18 protein-coding genes are annotated in these 20,605 nt (G+C 35.0%); 7 read left to right on the top strand and 11 right to left on the bottom strand.

Going from position 1 to position 20,605, the window contains the following annotated elements; all coding sequences use genetic code 11:
* Positions 1 to 9: 9 nt before the first annotated feature.
* From MTX13_RS07070 to MTX13_RS07060, 3 genes are all read right to left on the bottom strand, one after another.
* Positions 10 to 552: an RNA polymerase sigma factor gene (locus tag MTX13_RS07070; RefSeq protein WP_250433762.1), complete on the bottom strand. Its 543-nt coding sequence runs from the start codon at positions 550 to 552 to the stop codon at positions 10 to 12.
* Between the two features lie 61 nt (positions 553 to 613).
* Positions 614 to 937, bottom strand: a complete 324-nt coding sequence (locus tag MTX13_RS07065) for a TraR/DksA family transcriptional regulator (protein WP_223032230.1) — start codon at positions 935 to 937, stop codon at positions 614 to 616.
* Positions 938 to 942: 5 nt separating this feature from the next.
* Positions 943 to 1,704: a TerB family tellurite resistance protein gene (locus MTX13_RS07060; RefSeq protein ID WP_223032231.1), complete on the bottom strand. Its 762-nt coding sequence runs from the start codon at positions 1,702 to 1,704 to the stop codon at positions 943 to 945.
* A gap of 118 nt (positions 1,705 to 1,822) precedes the next feature.
* Between MTX13_RS07060 and MTX13_RS07055 the strand changes: the two genes are divergently transcribed.
* From MTX13_RS07055 to MTX13_RS07040, 4 genes are all read left to right on the top strand, one after another.
* On the top strand, positions 1,823 to 2,233 hold the full coding sequence (locus tag MTX13_RS07055) for a BrxA/BrxB family bacilliredoxin (RefSeq protein WP_250433760.1): 411 nt from the start codon (positions 1,823 to 1,825) through the stop codon (positions 2,231 to 2,233).
* A gap of 92 nt (positions 2,234 to 2,325) precedes the next feature.
* Complete coding sequence (locus MTX13_RS07050) at positions 2,326 to 3,063, top strand: lysophospholipid acyltransferase family protein (RefSeq protein ID WP_223032233.1); 738 nt, start codon at positions 2,326 to 2,328, stop codon at positions 3,061 to 3,063.
* Positions 3,056 to 3,712, top strand: a complete 657-nt coding sequence (locus tag MTX13_RS07045; RefSeq protein ID WP_250433759.1) for an HD domain-containing protein — start codon at positions 3,056 to 3,058, stop codon at positions 3,710 to 3,712. Before MTX13_RS07050 ends, MTX13_RS07045 begins: the two co-directional genes overlap by 8 nt.
* Positions 3,699 to 4,157 (top strand): GNAT family N-acetyltransferase, encoded by a 459-nt coding sequence (locus tag MTX13_RS07040; RefSeq protein WP_250433758.1) that lies wholly within the window; start codon positions 3,699 to 3,701, stop codon positions 4,155 to 4,157. Before MTX13_RS07045 ends, MTX13_RS07040 begins: the two co-directional genes overlap by 14 nt.
* On the opposite strand, the gene MTX13_RS07035 is transcribed toward MTX13_RS07040, so the two are convergent.
* The 4 genes from MTX13_RS07035 to MTX13_RS07020 form a co-directional block, all read right to left on the bottom strand.
* Positions 4,154 to 5,227 carry a PA0069 family radical SAM protein gene (locus MTX13_RS07035; protein WP_250433757.1) on the bottom strand — a complete coding sequence of 358 codons (1,074 nt, stop codon included), beginning with the start codon at positions 5,225 to 5,227 and terminating at the stop codon, positions 4,154 to 4,156. The two genes, MTX13_RS07040 and MTX13_RS07035, sit on opposite strands and share 4 nt — an antisense overlap.
* 100 nt (positions 5,228 to 5,327) lie before the next feature.
* Positions 5,328 to 8,690: a VCBS repeat-containing protein gene (locus MTX13_RS07030; RefSeq protein ID WP_250433756.1), complete on the bottom strand. Its 3,363-nt coding sequence runs from the start codon at positions 8,688 to 8,690 to the stop codon at positions 5,328 to 5,330.
* Entirely contained in the window at positions 8,683 to 9,999 is a 1,317-nt protein-coding gene (locus MTX13_RS07025; protein ID WP_250433755.1) for a vanadium-dependent haloperoxidase, read from the bottom strand. The genes MTX13_RS07030 and MTX13_RS07025 overlap by 8 nt, the downstream gene beginning before the upstream one ends.
* Before the next feature lie 58 nt (positions 10,000 to 10,057).
* Entirely contained in the window at positions 10,058 to 10,216 is a 159-nt protein-coding gene (locus MTX13_RS07020; RefSeq protein WP_250433754.1) for a hypothetical protein, read from the bottom strand.
* 205 nt (positions 10,217 to 10,421) lie between these two features.
* On the opposite strand from MTX13_RS07020, the gene MTX13_RS07015 reads away from it, so the two are divergent.
* The 3 genes from MTX13_RS07015 (at position 10,422) to MTX13_RS07005 (ending at position 14,555) form a co-directional block, all read left to right on the top strand.
* Positions 10,422 to 12,845, top strand: a complete 2,424-nt coding sequence (locus MTX13_RS07015) for a TonB-dependent receptor (RefSeq protein ID WP_250433753.1) — start codon at positions 10,422 to 10,424, stop codon at positions 12,843 to 12,845.
* Between the two features lie 53 nt (positions 12,846 to 12,898).
* Complete coding sequence (locus tag MTX13_RS07010; protein ID WP_250433751.1) at positions 12,899 to 14,032, top strand: PepSY-associated TM helix domain-containing protein; 1,134 nt, start codon at positions 12,899 to 12,901, stop codon at positions 14,030 to 14,032.
* A 115-nt stretch (positions 14,033 to 14,147) separates the two neighbouring features.
* Positions 14,148 to 14,555 carry a hypothetical protein gene (locus MTX13_RS07005; protein WP_250433748.1) on the top strand — a complete coding sequence of 136 codons (408 nt, stop codon included), beginning with the start codon at positions 14,148 to 14,150 and terminating at the stop codon, positions 14,553 to 14,555.
* 43 nt (positions 14,556 to 14,598) lie between these two features.
* On the opposite strand, the gene MTX13_RS07000 is transcribed toward MTX13_RS07005, so the two are convergent.
* The 4 genes from MTX13_RS07000 to MTX13_RS06985 form a co-directional block, all read right to left on the bottom strand.
* A complete protein-coding gene (locus MTX13_RS07000; RefSeq protein ID WP_250433746.1) occupies positions 14,599 to 15,381 on the bottom strand; it encodes an enoyl-CoA hydratase/isomerase family protein in 783 nt (260 codons plus the stop codon).
* Between the two features lie 69 nt (positions 15,382 to 15,450).
* Positions 15,451 to 16,863, bottom strand: coding sequence for a sensor histidine kinase (locus MTX13_RS06995; protein ID WP_250433744.1), 1,413 nt, complete (start codon positions 16,861 to 16,863; stop codon positions 15,451 to 15,453).
* A gap of 92 nt (positions 16,864 to 16,955) precedes the next feature.
* Positions 16,956 to 17,504, bottom strand: a complete 549-nt coding sequence (locus MTX13_RS06990; protein ID WP_250433742.1) for a CopD family protein — start codon at positions 17,502 to 17,504, stop codon at positions 16,956 to 16,958.
* The gene (locus tag MTX13_RS06985) at positions 17,504 to 20,587 is read right to left on the bottom strand and encodes a VPS10 domain-containing protein (RefSeq protein WP_250433740.1); all 3,084 of its coding nucleotides are present in this window, start codon (positions 20,585 to 20,587) and stop codon (positions 17,504 to 17,506) included. The genes MTX13_RS06990 and MTX13_RS06985 overlap by 1 nt, the downstream gene beginning before the upstream one ends.
* Positions 20,588 to 20,605 lie beyond the last annotated feature (18 nt).

Raw genomic sequence — 20,605 nt, 5'->3', positions numbered from 1 at the left:
TTCTGGAATTTAGGATTGGACGGTTTGTTGTTTATTCTTGTAAATACCTCGAGCTTTAGATAAGCACTTATACTTCTGGTTTTTGGCAATTTTTTCAGTAGAAAATTGCATAACATTGGCGATGTCTTTAAAAGACATCCGCTTGTGATAAAACAGCAGCAAGAGTTTTTTACAGCGTTCTCCTAATTCAGAAAAAGCTTGTTCGGCTAATTGAAATTGTTTGTCTTCATGAATAGTTTTTGTAATGGTTGCTTCGTTTTCATTCAGTTGGTTAGAAAGTAGTTTAGATTCCTTTTTTTGCACATCGCTCCAAACAAATCTTGAAACAGAATACAAGTAGGTGTAGAATGATGACGTAAGCTTGAAGTTCGATTTTTCTAAATTCCGATACAGAATTATAAGGGATTCCTGAAAAACATCAGATGCATCCTGTTTTTGACCTCCTTTAGACAATACCAGTCGTTCAATTTTAGGATACAGCTGGTACAACTTCTTAAAAGCCTTTTCGCGTTGACCATTTTTAAAACACTGTAAGATTTTTTGATCGTTCATAAAACGTTTTATTACTTAATGGTCAAATTTTAAAAAGGTCACCTGAAAAATTTCTGTTTTTTTATCGCGCACAATTCACGCACAAAAAACTTTCAGGACGAATAAGTATTCTTCCAACGGGAATTGGGTTTTGACATTTTAAGCAAATGCCAAAATCGTCATCCTCAACTTTTGATAAGGCTCGTTTAAGATTTGTAAGTTTGGTTTCGGCCTGTCTCAATGAGGCTTCATTAACACTTCGGTTGTTAATGGCGTCCATTCGGCTTACCCTACCAATAGCATTATTTGGCGAAATGGGTTTGGTCAATTCTTTGTAGCCTACAATAGCTTTTTCTGTTTTCGCAATTTCATCTATTATAGTTTGCTTTATCTGCTCTTTATCCATAAAGATTAAAATTTACGCTCTTTTTGTATTTGTTCGTAAGCCTGTTGCACCTGTCTAAACTTTTCTTCTGCTCCTTCTTGGTGCTCCTTACCCAAATGAACCACTCGATCAGGATGATATTTTTTAGCCATTTTTCGGTAAGCCGCTTTTATTTCAGTTACTGAAGCGCTTTTGTCTATTTCTAAAATCTTATAAGCATTATCACTGCTATTGTAAAACATAGCTTTAATGCTTTCGTAGTCACGCGAACTGATTCCTAAATACCCTGAAATAGTATAAATTTGCTTAACCTCATCTTCCGTAACATGCCCGTCAGCTTTAGCAATTCCGAACAAAAAATGAAGCAATTGCAAACGCGATGGGTGATCCATCATCTGCCGGATTTGCAAACAAACCTGACGTACAGGAATTTGTTGCTTATTAATGTTTTTAAATAGCTTAAAGGCATGGTTGGCACGTTCTTTACCATACATACCAGCAAATTGTTGCCTTACAAAATCCAATTCTCTTTGATCTTGCTTACCATCAGCCTTTATAACAATTGAAGCTAATATTAATAAACTCACTTCAAAATCACCCGATTGGGTTCTTACACTGCTTCTGCCTCTGTCTTGTGCTCTTCTATACTGTTCTTGACCAAAAATGGTTTCATTTCCATTACCAGATACAGCATCAACAACACCTCCCAATGCCATTCCTATTATGGCTCCTATTGGACCACCAAATGACCATCCTAATGCTGCTCCAATCCATTTTGAAAAACTCATGTACCTATCAATTTTATTTATGGGTAAATATACTATTTGTTAGTAGATTGCCTGCTTAAATTGTTACACAATTGGTATCTTTGCACCATCTAAATATTAATCTTAAAATTTAAAATATATGTATCCAGCGGAATTAGTAAAACCCATGCGAGAAGATTTAACCAATGTTGGTTTTGAAGAATTACAAACTGCAGAAGCTGTTGATGCCGCTTTAGCAAAAGAAGGCACTACATTGGTTGTCGTAAATTCGGTTTGTGGTTGTGCTGCAGCCAATGCACGTCCAGGTGCTAGAATGAGTTTGCAGAATGCCAAAAAGCCAGACCATATTGTGACTGTTTTTGCAGGCGTCGATAAAGAAGCCGTAGATAAAGCTCGTGAACATATGATACCATTTCCACCGAGTTCACCTTGTATGGCTTTATTTAAAGATGGTGAATTGGTGCACATGTTAGAGCGTCATCATATTGAAGGTCGTCCTGCTGAATTGATTGCTGAAAATTTAGTTGATGCTTACAACGAACATTGCTAAAAAAACGCAACCCTTAAATTATAACCACGATTCTATCGTGGTTTTTTTGTGCTTTAATCTTATTGGTTAATTTTGTTTATTAATTCATTTTCATGCGAAAATTACTAGCTTACATACTAACCTCAATTTATGCGTTTTTTTTCTTACTCACGCTAGTGGTCTTTCAACCTATTCAATGGTTTTGTTTTAATGTTTTGGGTTATCAGGCACATAAAATAAGTGTAGATTGGTTACAGTTTTTTATCATGAGGTGTTTGAACTTACTAGGCACACGGTTTTCTTTTGAAAACAACTTTGATATACCCATTAATAAGCCTTTGATAATTGTTGCCAACCATCAAAGCATGTATGATATTCCACCCATTATTTGGTATATGCGAAAACATCATCCGAAATTTATCAGTAAAAAGGAATTGGGAAAAGGTATTCCTAGCGTCTCCTACAATTTACGACATGGCGGCTCGGTATTAATTGATAGAAAAAATCCGAAACAAGCATTACCTGCCATTATGAAGTTTGGTGAATATATTGAAGAAAACAATCGTACCGCAGTTATTTTTCCTGAAGGAACCCGAAGTAAGAATGGTGAACCCAAACCTTTTCAAACTAAAGGGTTGGATATGTTGTTCAAAAAAATACCATCAGCAATAGTAGTTCCTATAACAATTAACAATTCATGGAAAATGTTGCGTTACGGAAAATTTCCTATGGGAATAGGTAATCATTTAACTTTTAAAGTTCAAGAGCCCATTTCTTTAAAAGATTATAAAGGCGATAATTTGATTTCAAAAATCGAAAATGACATAGTTAAAGATATTGTAAATGACTGATGTTAAACTCATAGAAAACACTATAGCTTTTGTAAAAAAAGAATTAAAAGATGCTGAAGGTGGACACGATTGGTTTCATATTGAGCGCGTCTATAAAAACACAATTAATATTGCTAAACAGGAATCTGTTAATTTAGAAGTTGTTCAACTTGGTGCTTTACTTCATGATATAGCTGATAGTAAGTTTCATAATGGCGATGAAACTATTGGACCCAAAAAAGCACGTGAGTTTCTATTCAGTCAAAATGTATCATCCGAGGTCATTGAACATGTGGTTAGCATTATAGCCAATATGTCTTTTAGTAAATCATTGGGTAAGGGTGGTTTATTTACATCACCCGAACTGGAAGTGGTTCAAGATGCCGATCGTTTAGACGCCATTGGCGCCATTGGTATTGCAAGAGCTTTTAATTATGGTGGTTTTAAAAACAGAGCGCTTTATAATCCAGATATAAAACCAAATCTGAATATGAGTAAAGCCGAATATAAAACCTCGACAGCTCCAACCATCAATCATTTTTACGAGAAGTTGTTACTTTTAAAAGACAATATGAATACTAAAACGGGTAAGCGTTTAGCTGAAAAGCGACACAAATTTATGTTGCAATATCTCGATCAATTCTATGCGGAATGGGATGGAAAAAAATAATATAACATATACTCCTCTAAAAGGCTCACTAAACGACGGCTTACTAAATTCGGTTTTAGACTTGTATAAAGACCTCTTTATTGATGCTGACTGTGATTTTTTTAAGGAAAGGATACAAACTCAAACACACGTGTTTTCTGTTTTAGCATTTAGTAATGATGAACTTATTGGTTTTAAAATTGGTTATCCTAAAAACATGGAAACCTTTTACAGCTGGATTGGTGGAGTAAAACAAAAATATAGAAATCAAGGTATTGGTAAAGAGCTAGCCCAACTCCAAGAAATACATGCTAAAGAAACGGGTTACAAAATTCTTCAGACAAAATCCATGAATCGTTTTAAACCTATGATGATATTAAACTTAAAAAACGGGTTCAACATCACTAAAGTTTACACAAACGAAAAAAGGCAAGCCAAAATTATTTTTGAAAAAAATCTGGGTTAAAACAACCGTAACTGACCATCTTTATACGCTTCATGAAGTTGGGTGTTTAATCTAGGCATCTCTTTATCCTTAAAATATTTTTGTCTGGCCAGTTTTATCAAATCATTGATTTGTTTGGCAATCTGACCCTCACCTCGCATACGTGTTCCATAACGCGAATCGTTAAGTGTTCCGCCATGGCAGTTTTCTATTTGATGAATAACCTTATCGGCTCTGTCTGGTAATGCTTTTTTAATCCATTCTGTAAAAATTTCACCAATAGCACCATTTAATCGTACAATGGTATGCGCTATGGACAATGCACCTGCTTGATCAGCGGCTTTAGACAAAGGCAAAATTTCATGACTGTTAATTGATGGAATAATGGGCGCCAACATCACATTGACCGGAATTCCGTTTTCAGAAAGTACTTTCACCGTTTCTAAACGCTTTTTAATACTTGCAGTTCGAGGTTCTAAAATACGTCTGGTATCTTCTGATAATGATGTTATGGAAATATTGACAGCAACTAAATTGTCTTTTGCCAGTTCCTTTAATACATCCAAATCACGAAGTATTAATGCATTCTTGGTAATAATTCCAACTGGATGTTTATATTTTAAAAACATCTTTAAACATTCCCTTGTTATCTTAAATTGTTTTTCAGCTGGTTGATAACAATCGGTATTCCCAGACATGACAATTGGGTAAGCTTGCCAAGACTTCTTTTTAAGTAACACTTCCAATAATTTTGGCGCATCCTTTTTTACTAAAATACGGCGCTCAAAATCCAACCCAGCACTGTAACCCCAATATTCGTGGCTATTTCTGGCATAGCAATAAACACAACCATGCTCGCAACCTTGGTACATGTTCATGGAATATCCCATACCCACATCTGGGCTTGTAACTTTATTGACTATAGTTTTAGGAAAAACAGGTAAATACAGTGTTTTATTTTTGTCGGCTTCTTCTCCTTCTTTAGCACAGTACTCTAAAAAATCGTTTCGTTGTTCATGGCTCAATTCAAAAAAACGGTTAGGCACGTTGTGTTGGGCACCACGCCCTTTTATAAAAGACTTAGGGTTCATATAGCTAAAACTTGTGTGAATGGAAAAACCTGACACCTTAAAATTAGCTTATTTTTTAGCCTAAAAGTGTTAAATCAAAAACGGGTTATTAACAAAAAATTTAGTCATTAATTTTAAAAAGACTAAACTTGTCATTATTCCTGGCAATTAACAAATGGCTTTTATCGCCTATGTTTATAGGTAATATTTGACATACATGTCCCGGTATTTTAAAGCCACTTTTGTAAGCTGGAACAACCTCTAGGTTATTATCCCCTTTATTGAGTATAACATCTCCTATTGAAGCATCATAACGTCCAAACTCGGCATCTGTTTCATAAAAATTACCACCAGATACAACATCCATATTACCATCATTATTAATGTCTAACGCACTACAGGATTGTAAAACGGATGTTTGTACATTTCTAGGGAGTTCTTTGGCCATAAAGCCTTTACCTTTTTCATTGGTATACAGAGTGTGGGACAAATGGTTTGCTTTTAAGACCTTTACATCTTTAAGCTCTTCTGAAGTGAAAATATCATTTACAGTTGCCCTAGCATAGGGATCATAACGCGTAAAACGCTTTTTAAGCATTACCATTTGGTTTAACAATCTATCCCTACCGTCAACTGGATAACTCACGCCATCAATATATGAACAAAGAATAGCATCAAGACTGCCATTACGGTCAAAATCTTTGTAATATAGTTCCAACGGTTCTTTTGTAGAAGCTTTAAGAAACGAATTTAGTCCTAAATTCCCTCCAATAATATCTGCATATCCATCATTATTTAAGTCTTCAACCGTTAGCGAATTCCACCAGCCAATCTTGCTATCCAAACCATAGTCATGGGTTTTGTTTTTAAAAATACTTTCCTCAAATTTAAAAACAGAAATTGGCATCCACTCTCCACATAAAATTAGTTCATTAACACCATCATTATCTATATCATTAAACGCAGCATCAGTAATCATTCCAATTTTTTGTAAGTCTTTAGACCATTCTAATGTTACGTCTGTATAAACACCGTTATTGTTTTTTAACAAATAACTTTTTGGTGCCTCTGGATATCGGCCAGGAACAACTCTTCCTCCAACAAACAAATCCATCTGCCCATCACCATCAATGTCGTTAGCTTTTACTACTGAACCACTTGAGCTTATTTTAGGTATGGCTTTGTGATCTCTTTTAAAGTTTCCTTTTCCATTATTTATATAGAGTCTATCTTGGTATAATGAGCTATTACTATCAAATTCGCTTCCACCACTCACCACATAGAGATCCAAACTTCCATCTCCATTGGCGTCAAACAGCAATGCAGAAACATCCTCATGGTCCTTATCCTTTTCAAAATCTAAAATTTCGTTGGCATTAAACCTTCCTTTATTGTCTTGAACAAATAGTTTAGCTGCAAATCCCGATGCACCTCCAACATAAATATCATCCAACCCGTCACCATTTACATCTCCAACCGCTAAACCAGGTCCTTCAACACTAATTTTATGGTGAAGCAAAACTTCTCTTTTGAAATCTATATACGTATTTTCCTCATGCCGCATATTTTTTGGCAGCTTATCTGAAACATCTGTCAATAGTGTTTTTGGTTTTGACGACTCTTTAAATTTACCATTAGGGTTTTTGACAACATTCATGATTTGATTTGGAATCGGATTTTCAAAAGTTTGCATATTTCTATCTGGCCAAATAATTTCTAGCTTATCAATAGTGAGATCATTAGAAAACCCAAAATGTAATCGATGTTGGGATGATGACAAAAATCCTCTTGTAGGGTAAAGGACTTCTGTTTGAACTGTACCATTAGACAAATACAACTTGGCTTTTGTACCTAATTGTGTTTCGTTTGGTATGGGTTCAAACTTTATGGATAAGTAGTTATTGTTTGTAGAATTTGCTCCAGTATTTTTCATTATAAATGGATGATCGTTTATATTGCTAACAACCAAATCTAAATACCCATCATTATCTAAATCGCCATAGGCTGAACCATTTGAAAATGCTGGTGGTCCACTATTCCATGTTTTTGAAGCATCCTTGAATGTAACTTGACCTTCATTTTTAAACAAAAACGATGATACTGGTACACTTGGAATATTTTCTATCCAATCTTTTAATGTAATTTCCTTTGCATTAAACTTCTTTTGAAGAATATCCATATCATAACGTGCGTAATCATTGTTTGTTACATCGCGTTTATAGCCATTTGTAATATGAATATCCTTTAGCCCATTGTTATCAAAATCAGCCATTAAAGCACTCCAACTCCAGTCTGTTTGAGCTAGGTTATCTAAAAAAGCAACGTCAGTATAAAACCCAGTCCCTGAATTAAGCTGCAAGGCATTTACAGAGTATTGCGCACCATAGTCAAACAACTTCATCTTTTCGAACTTATCATAGTTTTGAGCCATCATAAGCATTTTTCTTCTGTAATTATCTCTTGGAGACATATCAAGAGTTATTAAATCTGGGTGTTCATCATTGTTTATGTCTGCATAATCAGAACCCATTGAAGAAAATGAAGTGTGGTTAAAATAATCATAGATATGATCTTCAAAAGTGTTATTTCCAGTGTTTAACAACAATCTATCTGGTTTAATATAATCGTTACAAACATAGATGTCGGGTAAAAAATCATTATTAAAGTCGGCAATCACAGCACTCAAACCAAAAGCGATATCTAAAACACCGGCTTTTTCAGATATGTCAACAAATTTACCTCCTTTATTTTCATAGAGTCTATCGGCAATATGCTCGAAGTTTTTAGGTTTAGCAACCTCTAATTCCCCTTTATCATTTTGTGTGACTTTTATAGAATTAGCTTCACGCATATCACTAGGATGATTCAATACGTAAACATCTAAATCCTTATCTCCATCCATATCAAAAAAATAGGCTTGAACAGAAAACCCTGAATCGTTCAATCCCAATTGTTGAGCACTCTCTGTAAATGTTAAATCTCCATTATTGATATAAAGCATATTCTGTCTATAAGAAGCATCGGCAATTGCAGATTTACAAACATAAATGTCCAACAGGCCATCATTGTTAACGTCTGTCATGTTTACTCCCGTTTTAAACCCTTGACCTCCTGATACACCAGCGCTTTCACTAATATCTTCAAATTTAAAATCGCCCTTGTTTAAATATAACCTGTTAGAAACTGTATTCCCAGAAAAGTAAATATCCAATAACCCATCATTATTAATATCGCCTAAAGCTACACCTCCACCATTATATAAATACTCATATAGAAGCATATTAAAGGTATCTGTCTCGTTGATACTATTTTGGAAGGTAATATTGGTCTCACTTGGAGTTAAAAATTCAAAAAGTTTGTTTTCTGTTTCTACTTTACTTTTTGAAGCATCGTTTTCTTCCGAAGATATTGTTTTCTCTTCTTTTTTTGCACATTGAAAGAAGCAAATAAAAATTAACAGAATACTTATGCTATATTTATTCATTGTATATTTTCTTTAAAATAGCACTTGCAACAAAAGCACCTTGTTTTGCACCTTCTTCTACACCTTGCATATAATGAATACCTCCATAGAAACGACTTAAATTCACTTGATCCGCCGCTTCTTTAAACGATGAGAAAGAGCGTTGTTCTAACCCAAACCGCAATTGTGTATTATCGGTAAATGCGTAATTATCGCCATAAATAGACGTTAGTATTTCTGCCGCTGAAGCCGATGTAGCACTATGTCCACTTGTATATTCTGGGAAAGGCGGTGTTTGCAATACAGGTTCCCAATCTGGATCAATAAATTCTTGGATATATGTTATTGGCCTTACAAGATCGGTAGTATATTTTATATGCCAAGAACATATTATGGCATCAAACATAGCCATAGAAGTTAGAGTATATGCTTTTGTGGTTGTAAAATAATCAGATGCTTCCTTCTGTGAAACTTGAGTTATGATATTCATCCAATGTCCAGGTGGTGGATATTTATGAATAGTTGTCATCATATGCCCTTTATGTACGGTAAGTATAGGGTTACAATCCCAAAACCAAGCAATTTTACCTTTCTCTTCGGTGGTGTTTAAAGATTCATCATAAACTTCTTTTACCATTTTAAAGAAATCAGAATCTTCAGCCGTATCGTATACTGGTAAAGGTTTTGGTTTATAGATATCTGGATTGTCTATAACCAATGGTCTAATCTTATTCCAATGCGGCTCTAATGCCGTAGCATAATCTGGAGGTGTTTCTCTCCAGTTCTCTGGCTTTTTAGTACTGGTAAATCTATCGTAAGTTCGCGTCTCAATATACATATCCTTATCTATCCAAGCACTTAATTGTTTAGATACTTTATTGGCATATTCTAAAGAGGCATCTATGGTTTCTTGAGATAACCCATAATTTAAGGCTTTAATCTGCAAGGTGTCGATGTGGTCATTAAAAAAATGCTCTGCATAAATTAATTTTTTACCGATATTGGAAAAAGCCAATAAGCCTGCTAACTCTGGATTTACATTCTCTTTATTTTCCGGTATGTCTAGCTTGAGTCCGTTTAATTTTGAACTTATATCTACTAAACTGTCTTTATAAAAAGATTGGGTTATAATATAATTAGCTAGATGGCTATAGGCATAAATCCTACTTGCTACAGGTGGCGAAAATGCTCCATCCATAACACCTTCAAGTAGTACCGTATTGGTTTGTCTTAAATCTTGAGATGTAAAAACTTGTTCTGTTGATGTTGATGTCTTTTGGCATGCTGTTACCATTAACACCAAAATAACGGCTATGGCTCTGAATTTCATAATTTGGAAGTTAGGGGGATAAAATTAATCAATTTTATTAATTAGAAAAATTACAACTTTAAAACACAGTAACCTTTTCAATAGCAGGAATAACATGCTTGGTTATATTAAAAGATAAAGTAGTAATTCGTTTAACCTTAATACCTAAACCTAATTTTAAAAATAATCTAGAAACAGATTGATTGAACAATTCAATACTTACTAACATATTGTACATGAAGATATTAAGGTTGATTAAACTTCAATTACAAATTGTTTATAAGATAAATTAACTATTGTCTATAAAAACAAGTTCAAAATCACAGCTAATCAGCAGTTTAAAAAATTCTTATTTAGATTTATTATAAATAATTTGGCTGTTTCAAGTCGCCTAAATATTTTTGTCGAAAATAATTATTTGTATTAAGTCTAAATAAAAATAAATGAAAAACATATTTCCTTTTTTAACACTTTTGATACTAACAAATTTAACATTAGCACAAAACTCTACCATAACCGGAAACATCACAGACAATAACCTAAAGCCTCTTGTTGGTGTAAATATTTCAATAAAAAAACTCTCTAAAGGAACACAAACAAATGAGAGTGGTTTTTTTGAAATAACAGATCTAACAGAAGGTAATTATACACTTCTTGTATCTTATTTAGGATTTAAATCTAAAGAAATACCCGTTTCAACTTTCAATAACCAAAATACCGATTTAGGAACCGTATTACTTTATGAAGGAAACGAAATTTTGAGTGAAGTGGTTATTCAAAGTGAACGTCGAAATAAATTTTCAAGAAGAAAAACGGCCTATGTCTCCAAGCTACCGCTAAAAGATATTGAAAACGCACAAGTTTATAGTACAGTTACCAACGAGCTTTTAGAATCCCAAGTTGTTATCAATTTTGATGATGCCTTAAAAAATGCCACGGGAGTAGAACAGTTATGGACATCTACTGGTCGTGGAGGCGACGGCGCTGGGTACTATTCACTTCGTGGGTTTTCAGTACAACCGCAATTGGTAAATGGCTTACCAGGATTAACCAACGGAACCATTAACCCTGCAAATATTGAACGTATTGAAGTACTTAAAGGTCCATCGGCAACTCTTTTTGGAAATGCAGTGAGTTCTTATGGTGGTCTTATAAATGTGGTTACCAAAAAGCCTTTTGTTGGAACAGGAGGTCAATTGTCTTATACAACAGGTAGTTATGGTCTCAATCAAATTGTTGGCGATTTCAATACAGCCTTAAGCGTTGAAAGCAACCTATATTTTAGGTTAAATACGGCCTACACTACAGAGCAAAGCTTTCAGGATGCAGGTTTTAGAAAATCGTTTTTTATTGCACCTTCATTATCTTATAAGGTAAATAACCGATTATCTTTCTCTTTCTATGGCGAAATTACACAGGCAGAGCAAACCAATCCAACCTTTTTATTCTTAAATCGTAGCGCACCAACCGAAGCATCAAACCTTGAGGAACTAGGGTATAACAACAAACTATCTTTTACCAGCAACGATTTATCCCTGAAAAACCCTACACAAAATTACAGGGTTGAAATGGATTATAAACTATCCGATACTTGGCAATCGCAAACCCTACTCTCTAGAAGCACCACATCAACCAAAGGTTATTATTCCTACTTGTTTGACTATGGCATTTTAGAAGGTAATACTTATTCGCGTTTTATCAATAAGCAAAATGCCAACACACAAACAACTGATATTCAACAAAACTTTATTGGCGATTTCAAAATTGCAAGCTTAAGAAACAGAGTTGTTATTGGGCTTGACTATTTTAACGAAACACAAACCAACAATAGTACAGGTTATACTTTCTACGGAAACATTACACCAAATGGTGGATCAAATGGCGACAATCCATTTACACCTGAAATAGAAGATGATGCCTATCCGCTTTCAACATCTGGCGTCGATGCTGCTTTGGCCACTCAAGGTGTCAGCAATGTAAAATCTAAATATCATATTTATAGTTTGTACGCTTCAGATGTTATTAATCTCACCGAAACCCTTTCTGCTATGGTAGGTTTACGATTAGATCATTTTGACAACGAAGGCAATTTGACAAATCCTGATGATGATTACAAACAAACAACTCTCTCTCCTAAATTTGGTATTGTTTATCAACCCATAAAAGATAAGCTGTCGGTTTTTGCAAACTACCAAAACGGATTTACAAACGTAGCACCACAATTGGTAGGGAATCCTGATGATGGCCCACAAACTTTAAAAACTTTTGATCCAGAGCAGGCTAACCAGTTAGAATTTGGTATTAAAACCAATTTGTTTAACAACCGATTGAATGCCACCATTAGTTACTACGATATTAAAGTGAAAGACCGTGTAATTACCGACCCTTCTTCTCCATTTAATAAAATTCAAGGTGGTGAGGTTGTCAGTAAAGGATTTGAAATTGAAATCAATGTCAATCCATTAAACGGGTTAAACATTAGAGCAGGTTTTAGCAACAACGATAGCAAAACAACAAAATCTGATAATACCGAAATTTTGAATCGAAGACCCCTAGAAGCAGGACCTGAAACCTTGTATAACTTTTGGGCAAACTATGAATTTCAAAGCGGTAAATTAAACGGCTTTGGTCTTGGCTTGGGTTTTAATGGTGCCAGCGAGCGTTTTGCCATAAACTACGAATCAACAGGCGAATTTATACTACCAAGTTATACCATTTTTAATGCCTCTGTGTTCTATCAAGCCAACAAATACAGAATAGGATTAAAACTTAACAATGCATTCAACAAAGAATACTACAAAGGGTGGTCTACTACCAATCCACAACAACCTAGAGCTTTGTTAGCTAATATTTCTTATCAATTTTAATTAGTCAAAAAAAGGGTGGTTTTTCTAAAAACCACCCTTTATCAAGTAGTATCATGACCTTTAAAAAATTTATATTTCAGCTTCATAAAATTTTAGGCCTCACCACAGGTTTGGTTGTCTTTATTGTTGCCATAACGGGCTGTTGTTGGGCTTTTAGAGATGAAATTGAAAGTACCTATGACGATTACAAAAAGGTACAACCTCAAGACCTGTCTATTTTAACACCAACCCAAGTAAAAGAACTTGCCAAAGCTGTTTTTCCAAACAATACCATCCATGGAACTGTTTTTAAAAAAGCAGATGATGCCATTGAGGTCATTTTTTATGATGCCGAACCCGAATTTTATCAAAGTGTGTTTTTAAACCCTTATTCTGGAAACGTCATAAAAGTAGACAACCATTTATCCGGATTTTTCGCGTTTATTTTAAAAGGCCACATGCGTTTATGGTTGCCCAAAGCTATTGGTGAGCAGGTTGTAGGTGCTTCCATTTTAATCTTTATCCTTATAATTATTTCTGGGTTTATATTGTGGATGCCTAAAAAGCGTAAAAACATAAAACAGCGCTTAAAGTTTGATTGGAAAAAAACTACCCGTTGGAAACGCAAAAACTTTGACTTGCATACTGTTGTTGGGTTCTATGTTTGTTCGCTGGCTCTATTATTGGCTTTTACAGGTTCCATAATTTCCTATAATTGGTTAAAATATGTTGTCTACAAATCTGCTGGTGGCGATAAGGTTCCTGCTTTTGTCATTCCAGAAAACAATAGTACACCTACTGAAAATGACAGCATTATCCCAATGGATTACCTAATTGTAAAACTACAGAAGGAAAACCCAAATGCTGAAGCTTTTGAGCTGCATTACCCAAAAACAAAAGAAGAAAGTGTATATGTTGAAGTTTCAAACAGCAAAGGTTTATATTACGATGCCGACTACCGCTTTTTTGACCAAAACACTTTAGAGGAAATAGAAACACCTGGTGTTTACGGAAAATATAAAGACACCCAATTGGCCGAAAAAATTCTACGAATGAATTATGATATCCATATTGGAGCCATAGGTGGATTGGCTGGAAAAATTATTGCTTTTTTGGTCAGTCTGCTAACAGCAAGTTTACCCGTAACAGGAATCTTACTGTGGTACGGTAGAACCTACAAGAAAAAGCAGAAAGCACAGAAGCAATAACAGCTTCCTTTGTTGATTAAACACTTGACTATGTAAAATAAAAAGCCGAACTTCGTTTAACTGCTTATATAAACAATTGAAACGGTTCATATCAAAACATTCCTACAATTAAAAAATGAACGCACTTAAACCAACTTGGAAAGTATCTGAAAAAGAGATTTTAAAAAACTTCTCTTTTCTGCAATCTGAATTCGGTTTTCCCAAGTTTAAGAAAAAATGGGTAAAGGACGAATATTTGATTACTACGAGAAAAGCTGACATCGAATTCTCTTGTTTGATTTTTAAATTTGACTCAAGCACTCCATCTATCGGAATTATAAACCATTCAGAGCCCGTAAATTTTAAACATGAAATTTATCCGACAAATTTTTATTGGATTCATAATCTAGACGAAACTGGTGAACTCAAAATGATGACGGAAAATGGACGAGATTTTGTTGAGATTTATATTTCTGAATGCGCTGACCTTTTAAAAACTAAACCGTGCATATTGAACGGCATTACAACTGATTTCAAAGAATAAAAACTGTAGGAAAAACAGTAAAAAATAATTCAAACTTGAAAAATCACTCCCCCGGAAAATCAGCTTGGCGCTTTTCTAAAAATGCGGTAGTACCTTCTTTAAAATCGGCTGTACCAAAACAGTTTCCAAACTCGGTGATTTCTACATTAAAGCCATTTACACCATCTTGATAATTGGCATTAACGGCTTTGATAGCGCCTTTAATGGCAACCGAGGAGTTTCGCATAATTTTACCAGCTATTTTTTCAGCCAATGGAATCAATTCTTCTTGAGTAGTAACATGGTTAACCAATCCGTAATTATGGGCAGTTTGGGCATCTATCATGCCAGCTGTCATGACCATTTCCATAGCGCGACCCTTACCTATCAACTGTGGTAAACGTTGGGTGCCACCATAACCAGGAATAACACCCAATGATACTTCGGGTAATCCCATTCTGGCATTGTCGCTAGCCACTCTAAAATGACAAGCCATGGCCAATTCCAATCCGCCGCCCAATGCAAAGCCATTTACTGCTGCAATAACAGGTGTGCCTAAATTTTCCACAAAATTAAATAACAGCTCCTGACCTTTGGCCGCCAAGTTCTCACCTTGTTTTACATCGAAATCGGCAAATTCAGAAATATCTGCACCAGCAACAAACGCTTTTTCACCGCTACCCGTTACAATAATAACTTTAGTGTCTTTATCGGTATCTGCTGCTTCAAAAGCATCATGCAATTCTTGAATGGTCGCCTTATTTAAGGCATTCAATTTACTCGGTCTGTTAATGGTAATATATGTGATTCCGTTTTCTGTTTTAGATAAGATATTTTCGTAAGTCATTTTGGTTTTTTTTAGATCCCTGTATTCATTTCGACAAGCTCAATGTGACACACAGGAATGACAATTATATTATTCTTTAGGAAATGTCACTTTAAAAGTTGTACCCACTCCTTCTTGAGATGTAAAGGTAATGTTTCCGTTATAAGTTTCCACAATATTTTTTACCATAGCTAGTCCCAATCCCATACCACTGGTTTTAGTGGTAAACTTGGGTTCAAAAACTTTTGGTTTATTTTCATCTGAAATACCTTTCCCGTTATCAGAAACAATTATATTAACCGCTCCATCACTGCTTGTAACCTCAACTATAATTTCTGGTACTCTTTGTACATTTTCTGGAATTGCCTGAATGCCATTTTTCACCAAATTGGTAACAACCCTAATTAGTTGTGTTCTATCGAACTTGGCAATAATTTCGTCTTCTTCAGCCTTAAACATAATATAGTCTTCATTGAAAATGTCTAATGCCAATTTCACAATTTTTACCACATTAAGCGTTTCGTTTTGTTGAGCCGGCATTTTCGCAAAATTTGAAAAAGCCGATGCTATAGAGCTCATGGTATCAATTTGCTGAATAAGTGTTTTACTAAACTCGTCTACCTTTTGATTAATTTCTGAGTCTTCAGGGTTAAATTTCATCTGAAAACTCTGAACACTCAAACGCATTGGTGTAAGCGGATTTTTAATTTCATGGGCTACCTGTTTTGCCATTTCACGCCATGCTTGTTCACGCTCGCTAGTAGCTAATTTTACAGCACTTTCTTCTAGCTCATCAATCATACTATTATAGGCTTGAACCAATACCGATATTTCTTCGCTGGTTTTATCTAGATCAATTTTTTTATTGCGTTTTTCCAAACGTGTTTCGTTCATTTTATCACTAATAGTTTTTAGCGATTTGGTAATGTACTTCGACAGAAAATAAGCCATAGCTACTGCTATAAGCAGCATAATAAAATAAGCATAACCCAAGCGTTCTAGAAATTCGTTTAACTCTTTATTTAAGAAATCGTCATTTTCTAAATAGTGTAAATGTAGAATGGCTAAAGGTTTAAATTTATGGTCTGTTATTACCGAATACGACGATAAATAACCTTCTCCGTTTTCAATGGTTTTGGTAACGTACCGCTTTTCCAGCGTATTGGATAGGGTATTTAATATATTGGCATCTAAACATTTTGGTATAGAATCTGCAGCAAAACTGGCCTTTGATGATTTAAGTAAACTGCCTTCTAAATCATATAAATTAATTTCCATGTTGTGAATGGTTGCAATCTCATAAATCTCATCTTTAAAAATAAGTGCTACATTCTCTCTTATAACTGGATACGTTGTTTCCTTTATGGTATACTCGACACTGGCTTTTATGTTTTCCTCTTTACGGTTTAACCTATCTTGATGATAATCATGCGCTTCTTCGTTATATTGATAAATGGTAACTCCTGCAATTAATATGGAAGCCAATAGAACCAGGAGGATCATGGCTAGGAATATGCGAAGTCTTAAAGAAAGTTTAGCTAATTTCATTTAATCTATAAAGTCCACTAAATATAACAATAATCAAGCCAAATGGTTTAGACATTAGGATTTTTACTGCGAATGTTTTTATAGATTTTGAAACCTAGCATAATTAGTAATCCCAATACAAAAATTCCTATGACCCCAAAAATCCAGTTGAAAGCACTTTTCAATATCACCAAGAATACCACAGCAAACAGAATAAAGGTGGCGCCTTCATTCCAAAGCCTCATGAAGTTAGATGTTTTGCGAACATCATCGTTTTGCAGCTGTTTATAAAACTGATGCGTTTTCAGATGGTAAACAATCAATAAAACCACAAAACCTAACTTAACGTGCATCCAGGGTTGTTGTAACCAAGACGGCATTAAAATTAACAACCAAACAGCAAACAGGGTTGCTAATATTGCCGATGGCCAAGTGATAATATTCCATAAGCGCTTTGCCATAAGCTTTAATTGCTTACCTAAAATTTCTTTTTCAGGTGAAGGTTTATGATAGGCTTCTATTTGATAAACAAATAGCCTAGGAATATAAAACAAGCCTGCAAACCAGGTTATGACAAAAATGAGGTGTAAGGATTTAATATAATTGTAATACTCCATTAGTCTTCAAGGAATAAATAGTTTAACTGTTTATTATTGAATGCTGTGTTAAACGCTTTAATTTCTTCTGAAACCAATAAATTAAAAGCTTGTAATTGTTTGTCAATTTTTTCTGTTAATTCATTTTTTACAGCAATATCTTGATCTGTTGGCCCAAAATCTCCCATACCAACCAATGCGTTTAAATGGCCCAATTTGTTAGTTAAACGAATTGGGAAATTCAATGGATCTTGACCACTTCTATTTTTGGTTTGATATAAAGCTTTTTCAATTTCAGAAAATTGTTCACGAAGTGTTTTTGACTTTTCAATTAAATCTGAAACGCGATCATCATCTTTGTATTGTGATTCAAAGGCTGACAACTGTTTATCTATTTTACGAATTTTTTTTATGGTCTTGTGTGCTTCGTCCATAGTTTTATTCACGTCTGTTATGAACTCGAATTGCGCTTTCATATCTTCCAATGAGCTTTCAGAGCGTGGATCTGCTAAAATTGTGAATGGTTTTGACAATACCTCATCATTAACTTTCAATTCTACCCTATAATTTCCTGGTACGGCTTGAGGTCCGCTTAAACTTGCCCACCATAAAATCATTCCATCTAACTTTTCTGCGCCATCATACGTCATATTCCAGTTAAATTGATTCATACCTTTTTTAACTTCAAGTTTATCTTTCTTTTGATTTGTTGTGCTAAAGGTCTTAATGGTATCACCTTTCTGGTCGAAATAGGTTAAACTAACCACATCGTCTTCGTTGTAATCTTTCAAATTGAAATACGTCATTACACCTTTTGGATGATTGGTTCCTGATGTTTTACTTCCAGATCGTCCGTTGCCATCCATGCGATAGGTGTCTTTTGGTTTAAAAAGCATGCTTTCATTTGTGTTGGAATTATACAGTTGATGGAGAACCGTTAAATCATCAATAATCCAAAGACTTCTACCTTGTGTTGCGACAATTAAATTATTATCCTTAATTGTTAAATCGGTTATGGGAACTATTGGTAAATTCAACTGAAATGGTTGCCAATTTTTACCATCGTTAAACGAAATATACATACCTGTTTCGGTTCCTGCATATAACAAGCCTTTTTGTTTAGGGTCTTCACGAACAACTCTTGTAAAATGTTCTGGATTTATACCATTGGTGATTTTTGTCCATGATTTGCCATAGTCGGTTGTTTTGTATAAATACGGCTGAAAATCGCCAGTTTTATATTTAGTTCCTGCCACATAGCAAGTCCCTTCATCAAAAGCACTTGGTTCAATACTATTAATCATCATCCATTCAGGCATACCTTTTGGTGTAATGTTTTCCCACGTTTCGCCTCCATTTTTGGTAATGTGAATTAATCCGTCGTCACTACCAACCCAAAGCAAGCCTTCTTTTAAAGGTGATTCTTGCGCAGCAAAAATAGTACAGTAATACTCAACACCTGTATTATCTTGTGTAATTGGCCCTCCAGACGATTTCATCTTTTCAGGATCACTTTTGGTTAAATCTGGGCTTATAATTTCCCAAGATTGTCCTTCGTTTTCAGTAACATGAACATATTGAGAAAAGGTATATAATCTATCAGAATTATGCTTTGAAAAAATAATAGGAAAATTCCATTGAAAACGATATTTCATACCTTCAGCTCCATAACCCATAGGATTATCTGGCCAAACATTTATAGCTCTAACCGTTCCTTTTTTGTGATTTACACGCGTTAGAAATCCGCCATAACTTCCACCATACACGATATCACTGTCATCTGGATCGATAGCAATATGCGCCGATTCTCCTCCAGCAGTGCTTTCCCAATCGTCTTCGGTTATAGACCATCCATCTGTGCGATGTGGAATTCTTATTGTTGAATTATCTTGTTGAGCAGCATAAATACGATAAGGAAAATGATTATCAGTAGTTACGCGATAAAATTGAGAAGTTGGTTGGTTATGATAAGTGCTCCAAGTTTCGCCACCATCGTAAGTTACTTGAGCGCCACCATCGTCTCCAATAATCATCCGATTTGGGTTTTCTGGTGCTATCCATAAATCGTGATGATCACCATGAGGTGCATTATAGGTATCGAAAGATTTTCCGCCATCTGTACTTTTATGATAACGTACATTTAAAACGTAAACCACATCTACATCTTTAGTATCGGCATAAACTCGTGTATAATACCAAGCACGTTGTCTTAATTTACGTTCACTATTGACTTGATTCCATGTTTCGCCACCATCATCACTTCGGTATAAACCACCTTTATCTTTGTTTTCAACCATAGCCCAAACACGTTGATTATTTACTGGAGACACGGTTACACCAATAATGCCGAGTGTGTCTGTTGGGAATCCTTTGTTTGCTGAAATCTCTTTCCAGGTTTCACCTTTATCGGTACTTTTCCAAAGGGCTGATCCTTCACCTCCAGAACTTAAACTATAGGGTGTACGTTGTACGCGCCATGTTGACGCATATAAAATTCTTGGGTTAGTTGGGTCGACCAATAGGTCAACTACACCTGCATGCTCATTTACAAATAGTGTTTTGCGCCATGTTTTTCCGCCATCTTCACTTTTATAAACACCTCTCTCTTGTGTCGGTTTATAGATATTTCCTAAAACACCTGCGTAAACCACATTATGGTTGGTTTGATCTATTGCGATTCGAGGAATATGTCTTGACTTTTCCAGTCCAGACTGTTCCCAAGTTTTTCCAGCATCAACACTTTTCCATATCCCATATCCAGATGACACGTTGCCGCGAACAGTTTTCTCTCCACCTCCGGCATACAAGACATTTGGATCGCTTTTTGAAACTGAAATGGCACCAATACTTCCACCAAAAAAGCCATCTGAAATATTTTCCCAAGTTCTACCGCCATCTGTTGTTTTCCAAATTCCACCACCTGTTGCTCCAAAATAAAACAAGTTGGGTTTATTGGGAACACCAGTAACGGCTGCGCTTCTTCCACCACGAAAAGGGCCTAACAATCGATACTCTAAAGCATCGTATTTTGACTCTTCAAAAGTTTGAGCTGCAATATTAAAAGGTAATAACAGTATGCATAAAAGAAATAATAACAGTCGCATAATTTTTTGGGTTTTGGT

The sequence above is a fragment of the Hanstruepera flava genome, assembly GCF_023634025.1.
Classification (GTDB): domain Bacteria; phylum Bacteroidota; class Bacteroidia; order Flavobacteriales; family Flavobacteriaceae; genus Hanstruepera; species Hanstruepera flava.
This window is presented reverse-complemented; position numbering and strand designations above follow the sequence as displayed.